General features: G+C 55.8%; 14 protein-coding genes. 6 read left to right on the top strand and 8 right to left on the bottom strand.

What is annotated here, in order from left to right:
• Window positions 1-140: 140 nt before the first annotated feature.
• The 3 genes from IEX53_RS17535 to IEX53_RS17525 all read right to left on the bottom strand — a co-directional run bounded on the left by IEX53_RS17535 (window position 141) and on the right by IEX53_RS17525 (window position 2,208).
• Window positions 141-563 (bottom strand): hypothetical protein, encoded by a 423-nt coding sequence (locus IEX53_RS17535; RefSeq protein WP_188825481.1) that lies wholly within the window; start codon window positions 561-563, stop codon window positions 141-143.
• Between the two features lie 416 nt (window positions 564-979).
• The gene (locus IEX53_RS17530) at window positions 980-1,864 is read right to left on the bottom strand and encodes a hypothetical protein (RefSeq protein ID WP_188825480.1); all 885 of its coding nucleotides are present in this window, start codon (window positions 1,862-1,864) and stop codon (window positions 980-982) included.
• A 119-nt stretch (window positions 1,865-1,983) separates the two neighbouring features.
• On the bottom strand, window positions 1,984-2,208 hold the full coding sequence (locus IEX53_RS17525; RefSeq protein WP_188825489.1) for a helix-turn-helix domain-containing protein: 225 nt from the start codon (window positions 2,206-2,208) through the stop codon (window positions 1,984-1,986).
• A gap of 241 nt (window positions 2,209-2,449) precedes the next feature.
• Between IEX53_RS17525 and IEX53_RS17520 the strand changes: the two genes are divergently transcribed.
• The 6 genes from IEX53_RS17520 to IEX53_RS17500 all read left to right on the top strand — a co-directional run bounded on the left by IEX53_RS17520 (window position 2,450) and on the right by IEX53_RS17500 (window position 7,026).
• Entirely contained in the window at window positions 2,450-2,611 is a 162-nt protein-coding gene (locus IEX53_RS17520) for a hypothetical protein (protein WP_188825479.1), read from the top strand.
• Entirely contained in the window at window positions 2,608-2,742 is a 135-nt protein-coding gene (locus IEX53_RS24185) for a hypothetical protein (protein WP_268902601.1), read from the top strand. The genes IEX53_RS17520 and IEX53_RS24185 overlap by 4 nt, the downstream gene beginning before the upstream one ends.
• Before the next feature lie 328 nt (window positions 2,743-3,070).
• Window positions 3,071-4,228 carry a plasmid recombination protein gene (locus tag IEX53_RS17515; protein ID WP_188825478.1) on the top strand — a complete coding sequence of 386 codons (1,158 nt, stop codon included), beginning with the start codon at window positions 3,071-3,073 and terminating at the stop codon, window positions 4,226-4,228.
• Window positions 4,222-4,872 (top strand): hypothetical protein, encoded by a 651-nt coding sequence (locus tag IEX53_RS17510; protein ID WP_188825477.1) that lies wholly within the window; start codon window positions 4,222-4,224, stop codon window positions 4,870-4,872. Before IEX53_RS17515 ends, IEX53_RS17510 begins: the two co-directional genes overlap by 7 nt.
• Window positions 4,873-5,077: 205 nt before the next feature.
• The gene (locus IEX53_RS17505; protein WP_188825476.1) at window positions 5,078-6,859 is read left to right on the top strand and encodes a DotA/TraY family protein; all 1,782 of its coding nucleotides are present in this window, start codon (window positions 5,078-5,080) and stop codon (window positions 6,857-6,859) included.
• The gene (locus tag IEX53_RS17500; protein ID WP_188825475.1) at window positions 6,856-7,026 is read left to right on the top strand and encodes a hypothetical protein; all 171 of its coding nucleotides are present in this window, start codon (window positions 6,856-6,858) and stop codon (window positions 7,024-7,026) included. Before IEX53_RS17505 ends, IEX53_RS17500 begins: the two co-directional genes overlap by 4 nt.
• Window positions 7,027-7,480: 454 nt before the next feature.
• On the opposite strand, the gene IEX53_RS17495 is transcribed toward IEX53_RS17500, so the two are convergent.
• From IEX53_RS17495 to IEX53_RS17475, 5 genes are all read right to left on the bottom strand, one after another.
• The gene (locus IEX53_RS17495; protein ID WP_188825474.1) at window positions 7,481-8,002 is read right to left on the bottom strand and encodes a hypothetical protein; all 522 of its coding nucleotides are present in this window, start codon (window positions 8,000-8,002) and stop codon (window positions 7,481-7,483) included.
• Window positions 8,003-8,426: 424 nt separating this feature from the next.
• Window positions 8,427-8,669, bottom strand: a complete 243-nt coding sequence (locus IEX53_RS17490) for a hypothetical protein (protein WP_188825473.1) — start codon at window positions 8,667-8,669, stop codon at window positions 8,427-8,429.
• Window positions 8,670-8,682: 13 nt separating this feature from the next.
• Window positions 8,683-9,147: a hypothetical protein gene (locus IEX53_RS17485; protein WP_188825472.1), complete on the bottom strand. Its 465-nt coding sequence runs from the start codon at window positions 9,145-9,147 to the stop codon at window positions 8,683-8,685.
• On the bottom strand, window positions 9,144-9,329 hold the full coding sequence (locus tag IEX53_RS17480) for a hypothetical protein (protein ID WP_188825471.1): 186 nt from the start codon (window positions 9,327-9,329) through the stop codon (window positions 9,144-9,146). The genes IEX53_RS17485 and IEX53_RS17480 overlap by 4 nt, the downstream gene beginning before the upstream one ends.
• 90 nt (window positions 9,330-9,419) lie before the next feature.
• Window positions 9,420-9,752, bottom strand: a complete 333-nt coding sequence (locus IEX53_RS17475) for a hypothetical protein (protein ID WP_188825470.1) — start codon at window positions 9,750-9,752, stop codon at window positions 9,420-9,422.
• Window positions 9,753-10,307 lie beyond the last annotated feature (555 nt).

Below are 10,307 nucleotides of genomic sequence, written 5' to 3'. Positions count from 1 at the left end.
CCGGTTTTTACTCCGCCCGCGGCTGGATTATTCCGCCGCTACCGTGGCCCACTTTTGCACCGCCGCTCTCAGGTCATATTGCCTCCGACCAAATCACCAGTCGGAGCGATGGAATCAGAATTCCGCAGCCAGGGGAATCCTCAATACGATTCCGCGTTCAACGGACACGCTCTAGTAAACGCGTAGGGCCAATCGTCATCGGCATGCATGTCGTCGGGATCGATTCCAAGGAGAGCGGCAATGCCCCATGCTTGATTTCCGGCCATTCTCTTCTCGATCTCCCTGAATGCCTGACGCGCAAGAACGGCAAGCGCACCGGCGATTTCTCTCGCTTCCTGATGGGCAAGCGCGCCCAGGCTGACTCGGATAGGACGTGCGCTCGTGCCGCCGATCCGTTTCGGCAACCTGATCTGAAAGAGATAAATGCCGCCGCTTCTCACTAGGTAGAGTCCGGAAGATCGCTTTTTAAGTTTGCGATTCCGTTTCTTCGCGGAAATGATTCCGGCGTCGTCCGGCGATACATGGGACGATACGGGGCGCGATACATTGCGCGTGTTTTTCATGGTAGCAGAGCCTGTGCAGGGCTGCTCGCTCAGAAAAACTGCGGGGAAACCAAAAGCTTAGCGTTAATTGGCGAAGAGTGAAAATTCGCTGGCGGAGAGGGAGGGATTCCCGCCTGAACGCCCCAAAAAGCCCAGAAAATAAGGATTCTAAGGCCGTCAAATTGGTGTTGTGTGTACCAACGTTGTGCATCGCTTTTTAATGGCTGAATGCACGGGAAGTCAACGGATTTGCTGACAACCATCAGAGTTTATCGGGACTGAGAGGGGCACCGAAAATCACGAGATTTTACGCGCAAGAGCTATTTGATGCTGACCGTAATAGCTTGGGCTGTGTTTCGGATGGGATGGATTGCCGCCAGCCCGTTTTCGGAAGTAAGGAGCGGACAAACGGATGCTCCCTCAGACAGGGCAGGCGGCTAAATCTCGCCTGCAAGCCTCTTCTGAATGTCGATCTTTGCTTTGCCCACGACGACCAAGTGCGCAGGACTACCCAGCGTGGGATAGAGCTGGAAACGAGTAGCGATCAGTCCTTGTTCTTCGCCGCCCATGGCTTCGCCCAGGAATATCTGCAACGTGTGGCCGTCTGTATCCTCGACAGGCGATTCAAAGGGGTCGTCGCCTACGAACTCGGCTACGTCATTGGAGCGGCATAGGATGAGGTCGAGCAAATATGGTTCAAAGGCGTCTAGACCATACTGGGCTGCCGCATAGGCATGTGCGGTCTTCGCGAGTGACCTTAGGTAATGAAGGCGGTTGACTTCCCCCGATTTATAGGCGACGTGGTTTGCGCCGGTTTCCTCTCGGACTTTGTTGCACAGGACGTTAATGCCGTCGTGATCTACGAATGACCATGACGTCCCCTGCTCCTGTCGAAGCGTGATAGGGGGGCGTAGGCGTCGCGGCATAGGTGATTGCCAGAGGTGGACGGCGAGAGGCAGTTCCTCGACGGGGATCGAGTGAATGCCCAAGTCCCTCATCAATTGGCCTGTGTCATCGAGCTCCACGAATTGTAGATCGACGTGAGTTATCCGATCTTTCTTTTTTGTGCGCGAAGGCGCATCGACCTGAGCGCGGAATATGCCCAACTGCTTCTTCAGCACTTCCTGCTCGTAACGCTGGATGATGTTCTGACATGTCTCGCAGCACGACTTTTCGAGGATCATCATATTTGCTGCGAGCGCATAAGGAATGACATGCTCGTCCCGGAGCTTGGCTTCCTTGTCGCCGCAGTAGATGCACTGACCGGGAGACGGCATGCGGATAGTCTTGCTCTTGTAGAGTTCGTGAACGTCGAATTTCATTCAGCAGGTCCTTCTTCCCCGTGGACTTACTTCACCCCTCTTGGCTATCCGTATGACATCGGTGAAAAATATTAGTTGGCTAGTGTTCTGACACGAGCTCTATCTCCTAAGTCAGACTCTTATGGCGCGCGCAATCTCACGCCAACGCCACCGCCGTTTTCGGGAATAAATACTACCCCCGCATTCTCGAGGGCAATCCGAAGCTGCGTCACGGTCGATTCCTTGAGTTCCTCACCCCTCTCAAAACGCACCACCGTGTTCGTGGAAACATTTGCCAGCTCTGCAAGCTCCGCAATTTTCATTCCAAGGGCGGTGCGTGCCATACGGCACTGAACTGGAAGCATTTTATTTTCGCCTACTGTAGGCGAATTTTCTTGATCCGCCGTCATTTCTCGCGTAATGAGTTCCCATCTGCAATGGCAGGCGGCTAGGCAGGACGGTGCAACGTCCTGCCTGCCTGACCACAATCAAGCTGGTTGGAGCTCGAATCATGGCTGATTCTGAGGATAGCAGAACTTTGCCTGCCGCCACTCGCCTGAAATTGTCGATTATCTCAATCAAGCAATCCTGCGGGGGAAAATGACTTTGAACGATGAAGAACTGCCGCCCATCGATATGGAGAGTGTTCAGGACTCGACCGAATTAGTGCGGGTGTTTTCGAGACTAAAAAGTGAGTGGCAGAGGCAACAGGTGATTTCCTTCGTGAGCCGCCTTGTCCGCCAGCAGGAACAAGCGGAGGTCGAATGATCGACCTCATCCACGGCGCGTTGTCCGTCGTGTCAATCGGGCTGTTCATTGCCACGATTGCTGTCTGGATCGGTGTGCCGCGATCGGACAGTCCGCCGTTCCCCGACAACGATTTTCAACAGCATGAATGATGCCAAGCCTGAGTGACATTCACTCGGGCCTTTTTTCCGCTCGCGGGATGGGACCGGCTTTCCCAGACCGCGATTGCCGCATTGCGGCGTGACGGCGGTTCCCCGCCGTCCTTGGGCAACGCCCCGAGCCGATAGGCGAAGTCACCGAGCCTTGGCAGTCACTTGACTGCCTCGTCGCCCAGCGACGACTAGGCCCCTGCCAGGCACTCGGAGAGCCGACATCATGACGAAGGAATGATGATAGTCGGTCACTATCATCGTACTTTTTGCTTTCCGCCGGCAGGATTCGGGAGCACGATTCAGGCATTCATCTGAGTGTCTCCAATTCATGGCTTTTCAATTTGTGCATTTAGAGTGCTGGAGCCGCAAAGCCGACGACAAAGGACGGTCGACGGATTTCATTTTTGATGAAGCCGACCGCAAGCCCATCGCCTCAGTCCACGTCCGCGAGCCGTCGCCCCCGACCGTGATTTATGGCGTCGGGGTCGAGGAAGTCCGCCAGATGCACGATGCGGCGGCCGCGGCGGCAATGACGCCTGGTGCAAAGGGCAAGTTGCGCAAGATCAGCAGCGCACAAAAAACGCTGCATACCGTCGTCGCTTCGCACCCGTACACCGTCGATGAAGTCCGAGCCGACAGGGCCAAGGCGGCGGAGGTGCGAGACTGGGAAAAACGCACAATTGCTTGGCTCAGGCAGCAGTACGGGCCAGCGCTAAAGTCGGTCGTCCGACACACGGACGAGAAGCAGTGGCACGTGCATGCATACGTCTTGCCGACATCAGACAAGGAACTTCGGGCCGCTGTTTTTCATCCTGGCATCGTCGCCAAACGCGCCGTGATGGCGGAAGGACGGCGACCAGGTGAGGACGGTAAGGCGCTTAATAAACGGTCAAATGCTGCGTACCAGTCCGCGTTACGACAATGGCAAGACTCTTATCACGAAGCCGTCGGCGTGCCTTGCGGGCTTACGAGGCTCGGCCCCCAGCGCCGCCGGCTGACGCGAGCCGAATGGCTCGCGGAACAGGCGCAAGCCAAGGCGCTCAAGAATGCCGTCGAGCGCGCGGCGGTCGTGCGGCGTGACGGGCAAGCATACATCGATCGGACACGGGCGGCAGCGGCGGCGATGCGAGCCGATGCCGCCAAGGTACACGCCCAGGCGGAAAAATTTCAGGGCGTCGGCGGCGCTGTTCGGGCCGCATTCGACGGCATTCATGAATCACGCATTCGGTCGCAGATTCGGCGGGAATTCGCGCGCGATCTGGCGGCGGCGACGAAGTCGGCGGAGAAGGCCAAGGCGGCTGCAGCGGCGGCGAAGGCCGAGGCGAAGGCGGCTGAAAAGAAGGCATCCGAAACACGATACGAGATGCGGCAACAGAGCCAGCGGCTCGCGTCGGCAAATGCGCAAATTCAGTCCTTGTCGGCGGCTTTGGCTGCCGCAACGGAGCCAGAGCGAGCGCCATCTCCCGGGGGGCCGACGCCGTGGTAAAACCGAATCTGAGTCAAGGACTTCGAGGACTCATTCGCGATTTCGGGATGCCTGATCCGTACACATCGGCATATGCAGCCGAAATTGTGCGCTGGTGCATCACCGTCCGCGGGCGGCCAACTGGCGTCAAGCAGCGCTTTCTCGAAGAAGAATCGCCGCCGCTGTTGGCGTATCTTGAGCGGCTGGCGGTCGGGGATGGCTCGGGCTGGCACTCGCTTAACGCGCGCATCAGCGAGAAAACGCAAGAATTGCGCGAACGCGGGATGAAGCTCAAGCGGCCATGGATGGCTGCGATTTGGCATGTCCTACCCGATCTGGAAGCAATCGGAGAGGTGATTCTTGATCGGCAAGCCGCTGCCTCTGCCTCCGACAATGCGCCCACGGCAAGCGATGCCGTGAGCGGTTCTGGAGGCGGAGACGACAAGGGGAGCGCTGGCGCTGGCAAAGCGGGGACCGCGGCCAAGCCTCATCCTGCACCGCGTCTCATGCCGCGGGGATTTCCTGTGACGCTTTCGAGAGCAGAAAAACGGGCTCTCGATCTCGAAGACAAAGCGAAGGCCGACGAGGCCGCGAACCAGAAAAAGAAGGTCGAGGCGGAGTCAGAACCGGCGGCTCCCACTCTGAAAATGGGGGGAGCACGATGATTGACCTTCTCGCTGAGCCACCATCAACTGATATTGCCTGGCAAATCGTGAATGCCGTTCTCCCGAGCGAGGCTACGACGATGTGGGGCCACGTTATCCAAGTCTTTACGTCCGCGCTGTTCTTCCTCGGCGGCTTATTTGTAGCTTATCAGAGTGTTGTTGGCATCGTAGCGACGGCGCACAGCGGGCAGGTGCTCGGCAACAGATGGCACCAAATCTGGTCCCCGCTTCGGATCGTTGTCGGTCTCGGACTGTTGGCCCCGTTGCCGAACACTGGTTTTTCCAGTGTGCACTACGTCCTCCGCGATATCGTCGCGCGGGGGGTATCAACCTGGCGAACGCGCTGGCTGGCACGGGCATCAAGTCCGTTGTTGAAGATGGCACGACGATTCTCCCGGTGTCAGTCGACGGGTCGACGGTTGCAATGACCGTGCTGCAGCATGAGATTTGCGCCGCCGTTTACAATCGCGCGGGCGATCTGTGGGGCTGGTCTGCGCGGCTCGCAGAGCCGCAGGGCGTCGTTACCGAGGCAACCCCCGACGCACCAGGTTACGGGCGGCTCATCACTTGGAGCTACGGCGGGACGTGCGGACGCTTTTCGTACACCGCGCCTAAAAACCGGGATGCCTTCACGGAAGCGCGGCGCGAAGCCGTCAAGGCCCTCGTGCTGAAATTCAGGGCGGAAGCGCAGAGGTATGCGAAGCTGGCCGCCGAGACGTCAGGGCTTTCCTCGGCATCGTCGGCGACGAATGCCGTGTCGTCGGGCGTCCTTTCACCGCGACTCGTCCAGGACATACGCGCGGCCGGCGCTGCTTTCGACGAAGCGATTGCCTCCGCGGCCAAGGCAGAAGCCGCAAAAATTGACACTGCAGGAAGGTCCGGGCTCGTCGCCGCCGCCCAGCAGCGGGGCTTTTTGACGGCCGGTATGTACTGGCAAAATCTTAGCCAAGTCTCGGCGCTCACTACGTCTCTCAGTAATGAGCGCCTCGAAAACGTTCCGCCGCGCGTCGACGGAGATTTTAAGGAAGCGCTCGATCGTGCATTCTCAGCCCTAAAACTCCAGGTGTCTGGCGAAGCCGAGAGGGTGAACCTGAGCGCCAATGACTTCGCTTCCGCGGGGGACGAGACCGCGGATGCCACAACCAAGCTCCTTGCGCCTGTCTCCCGATCAATTGTCGAATGGGCTGCTACGCCGACTGACGACGACAAGAGCAAAGATGCGATGGGGAAGCTAGTTTCGTCCGGGCATTCAATGCTCGCGGCCGGCTGGGCAGCCATCGCCGCGGGCGGAACCATTGCCGCTGTCTCGGGTAACGCAGTCGCCAAATTTTTCGGTGCCGGCGGCGTAAACTATCTGCTCGACTGGTCAAAGTGGATCGTCGGCCCGGTATTCCTTATCGGCGATTTGCGAGCCTATATAATTCCGATCATGCCGCATGTCTTCATGCTAATGTCCGGAATTGCCCTGCTCTCGGCGCTCATGGAAGCCATGATTGCGCTGCCGTTGTGGTGCCTCCGGTGGCTGAAAATGGATAGCGGGGACGATTTCGCAGGGGATAGCGTCCGGCTTGGCATCCTCTTCACCGTCAACATTTTCTTTCGGCCCGCCTTGGCGATTCTGGCGTTATTCGGCGCGTACGGATTCTTCGAGGTCCTGCTCGGCACACTCGATAGTCTTTGGCCGACTGCGTTCCTTGCCCAAACCGGCGGCCATGTAGTCGGGCTGCTCGGCTTTCTCACCCTTACAGCAATCCAGACATATCTCGTCTGGTACTCGTGCATCAAAGGATTCGGGCAAATCTGGTCCCTCCCGGATCGCGTGTTGACCTGGTTCGGCCTTCCGGGGACGGCCGGCGAAAGCGGCCTTGTTTCCGGGGCATTTGGTGGGATGATCGCTTTGGCCGGCCGGGGAAGTCTGCCTAAAATGATACCGCAAGGGCCGGCTAAGCACGAAAAGCTCAAAAAAGATGAAGGGAAAACGAAATGAAAAAGGTACTTTTTGGGACGGCTGGCGGGCTGGCGTTGGCGACGGCTTCGGGATTGGCGGGCTTGGCGCATCTGTCGGCCACGGTAGCGACATTGACGGTGTTTTGCGCCGTGCCGGCGTTGCTGGTCGTGGCGCTGGAGGCCCTTCCTCAACGGAGCAAGTTTTAAAATACAATTTGCAACTTGCTGTTTTTATTCAGGGAATCGCATTTTCTTGTTGACTGAATTGTCCCGTTCGGACATTCTTAAAACATCGAAGGGCAGCAAGAAACTTCGAGTTATCTTCCCTTGGGGGCTTTCAACCGCCAGTATAGGCGGCTCTGAAATATATGGTGTTTATCGTTGACCGTCATGCAGGCAGATTTGAAAAGGGTGGCATTTCTGCCGCCCTTTTTCGTTGTGGGGGTAGTGGAGTTTTAAGCCGCCTCAGTTGCCTCGATTTCAGGCCCTGCCGCTTGCGCAACGAGCGCGCATGCTTTCGGCGATCCGTGAAGCGGTAAAATCAATATCAGGGCATTCCTGGCGTTGCGACGAATTTGGCTTTGGTACTCTCGCAGGAAAACGCAACAGAGCGGAGTACTTTGCTCTGTGCCATATGCCAACTTATTGACGGGCGCGCGCGTCACACCTGATAAAAAACGATCAATTCTTGTGGATCGATGAGCCACTGCGTGGGTCTGGCTTTACGCTTTCCTGCATAGAGGCTGCTGCGTCTCTTGCGTGAGACTGGCCTCCCTGCGGTGCTGTCAACGAAGAGCATATGTCCGTCGTAATGAACGGCGATGATCCAATGCGCGGCTGGTTCCCAAATACCAATGATGGCGCAAACAGCATCCTCATCGCTGAAAATCTCATCGAACCGCTCCCAGTATTGTTTGTTAGTGCCGGGAACGTTTTTCTTGAACGGATAGCGGATTTCCATGTTCTTAGTATGGAGCTTCTCCTTGCACCGCTTCGCCATCCTTTGCATGTCCCCAAAAGTAGTTCCTTCAGTCAAGACCTCTGGCCAGCGCGACTGGCTCAATGCCCGGCATGCCTCTCTGAGAACTTTCTCGCCATCTGTGTGGCCGAACAGCATAAATGCATTCACAAGAGCATACATACCACACAGACCGTCCAAGCCGCCCTGGAACTCAACTTTCATGGAACCTCCAATATTATACCACTACGTCAGTGTGATAGCAGTTCGCTGACATTGTATGTCTTAAGACATATCAGCATGCACCCGCTAACTGTCGCAATTCGGCTGATTGTCCATCGTCTAATGGATTCTAGCTAGGTTGTCGCTGTCAGATGACGCCGTCTCGAGGTAAAACGCTGCGAGGACGCCAGTTTTCTTTCTTCCTATTCGTGGGCGGCAGCCATTCCTCACTGTAAGCCATCAGGACTTGTTCCGCGGGATCACGACTCTGAAAGCAGTACACGCTGTAGTATGCTTCCTCTTCGGCGAAGAAAAAGTGATGGCCAAGGGAGTGTACTCCAGCTTCGACTAGATTCTTAGCAACAATCGCATCCGGAAACGCCTGAGCGATCGTCAAACCTTCTTTTTTTGTACTGTTACTTCCATTTCATGCTTCCTTTCGTTCGTTTTTCGCATTCACAAATTCACTGTCTTCGATCCGCTGAATCATCTCCCATGCGCGTGCAAGCCGCGCATGGACTTCTTGGAGTTCGCGGGCGACCGCGGCGCTGTCGGCGGTCCCGAGCTCAGCAAAGCCGCGCGCTGACGCCTGAATCTCGGTGCACATTCGGTTGTATTTTGAATAGTCCAAGGGAAATTTTTCCCTTGGAATTGCGGTGAATTTTGTCAATTGAGTCCGCCCCTCACGCTGCTACTTGGAGGGATTCGAGCGCGTTCGGAATGCGATTCGCTCCGCCTTGAATCCCATGGAAGCCTTCAAGCGCGATCTTCGCGACCAGGTAAATTTGCAGATCTGTCAGCAATACCCGCCAGTTGCGACTTGAAGTTGGATGTCGGTAGGCCTCCTCGGCGTGCGCGAGCCGCCAACCGTCCTTGAACAACCTTAACTTGAAGTGGGTTGTCTTGACTGCGTATTTGTATGCTTTCGTGTCCGGCACGTGTCCGTAGAATTCTACAACTGCACCAATGCGGGCGCTTGCAGAAAGGCCAGCCGCATCAAGCTTTTTGTCGGCCTTTGCTGAAATGCCAGTGACAGTCAGGAAATCAGCAACCCATTTGCTCGCGCGAGGCCCGTTCACCTCGGCAAGAACCGCTTCGACCTGTTCGAGATCGTCAATCTTGATTCCGTGTTTTCCGATCTTCATCATGCATTCTCCTGTTCGATTTCTTTGTGTACGAGGTCGGTGACGATCTCGCGGATGGTTGTTTGACGTTGTGCGGCATGGATTTTGAGTGCCGCGTGAGTATCGCGCGGCAGACTGATAGTAAGCCTTGCGGCATGGCTTCGCTGTTCCCGCTCTCGCAGGTTATTGATTGTATCGGTTGGCATTTTTGGGGATTTCCTTTCATGTAACGATGTAAACAAGTACATCCTTACATTGATGGTCAGAGCGATTCTCGTCGGCGTCAAGCCATAAAATCACATATGTGCAATTTTTTTATGGGCTGTTCTTGCGCCGCGCGCAATGTTGTTGACAGTCATTTCAATGGCTTCAATCGCCTCGTCGTAGGAACTGGCGAAGAACGGCGGGAGGAACGGCCGGACGGTGCGCCCGTCGCCGGCTCCGATGTCCAGCGAGCAAATCCAGCGCTCGGCATCTGGACCTGGAACGAGGCCGACGAACGGCCAGAGAGTGAGCGTCGTGATCGTGTTGGGCGTCTCGGTCTCGATCGCGACTTCTGCGGCGTCCCAGGCTTGGGAGGCATTGCCGTAGTACCACGGTTGATACCAGTTGATTGTAGTATTGCTCATATATATATCGTCCTCTTTGTTGTAACCTTCGTCGTGAAGGTGAGAAAAATATGCTAATGTGCAGTGTTTCGTCAACAAAAATCGGTGTCTTTAATTAATTTGGTAGAATTAGATTCTAAAGATTGCTTAGTGCGAATGTAATGGAGTCTTGAATTAGACCGTAATGAAAGACTCCGACGGGCGGATGGCGGAATAAATTTCTGTTTTCGGCCAAATATTTTTTATCTTCCGAGGATTTTCCGAAAAAAACGGACAAGAAGCGTAATTCCGAGGATCGCCCAGAGCAAAATGCTTACAACCTCAAGCAGTCCGCTGGGCGCTTTGTTGACGATTACGAAGGCCGCGGCGAGCGTAAAAAGGGCGATGGGGAAGGTCATCCCGCGAAGAAGAAGCATTTGATTTCCTTTCGGTTTTCGGTGTTTTTAACTGTTGGTTTTATAGCATTTTCAGGTGATGGAGCCCAGGGAATAACGCGGCAAAGTTGCGGTCGGGCGGGAAAATAATTGAAGACTCCGAATTGATCGGCATGTTCCCTGTTCGATGCCTTCAACCGAC

It is taken from the genome of Paramesorhizobium endophyticum (assembly GCF_014640615.1).
In the GTDB taxonomy this organism is placed as follows: Bacteria; Pseudomonadota; Alphaproteobacteria; order Rhizobiales; family Rhizobiaceae; genus Paramesorhizobium; species Paramesorhizobium endophyticum.
This window is presented reverse-complemented; position numbering and strand designations above follow the sequence as displayed.